Consider the following 817-nt stretch of genomic DNA (forward strand, 5'->3'; position numbering starts at 1 on the left):
GGTGAAGACTTCGGTGACCACCATTGGTGTGGTGCCAACCGTACATATGAGTAATGAACCCAAAGCGTCACCCCTTTAAGATGATTAACCCTGGCCTATCTCCATTCTGTGTGTACCACATGGTATTTACCCTTTTTCCTATGAAATTTGAAATGGCCATTGCCTTGGCGCCCCTGTATCTTCCAAGCGTTATGATCGGATTTCCATTGTGAACATCTGGTATCTGTGCCCAGTTCTGATCTATATATTTTATGCCCTCTATCATTTCATCAAGTGCTTTTTTCACCGTATCTATGTCTCTAAAGAAACCTTCGAACGGAAATGGCCACTGATGAGAATCGTCGTTCTTAAATAAATCGAGAAATGTCCTCATTTCCTCGGCATCGTAATCTAATTCGCCCTCAAACTTGCCCGATGTTAGGAAGACACCCACGTTTGGTATTCCTCCCTTTGAACTTGCTCCTCTTTTCCTCTCTATGGTCATTATGGATAGCTTGTATTCTCCAACAGGCATGAAGTCTGAGAATCTGAAGGCACGACCAAATGCATAGGAGTATGTGATGGTTCGATTCATTCCCTTAACCTTGAGCTGCGGCTTGCTGACTACATCGTATATTTTGTTAAGATCGGATGGCTTGAAATTACGAACGGAAGACCTGGCTGCCTGAACCATGAGACCTGTCAGCATCGCCCCCTTCACGCTGGATCCTGGTATATAAGGCCGTTCATCGCCAGAAAAACCAGTATGGGCATGAACGATCAGGCTACCCTTGTTCCTGAAGTCCTTGGATTCCACCTTGACGTTATCGTATATGAT

At 44.8% G+C, this 817-nt stretch carries 1 protein-coding gene; it reads right to left on the bottom strand.

The window, feature by feature from the left end; translation table 11 throughout:
• Nucleotides 1-67: 67 nt before the first annotated feature.
• On the bottom strand, nt 68-817 hold a 750-nt coding region (csm5, locus tag Q0C15_RS04900), incomplete at its 5' end, for a type III-A CRISPR-associated RAMP protein Csm5 (protein WP_297216945.1).

Origin of the sequence: Thermoplasma sp., assembly GCF_023256435.1 — an archaeon.
GTDB lineage: Archaea > Thermoplasmatota > Thermoplasmata > Thermoplasmatales > Thermoplasmataceae > Thermoplasma.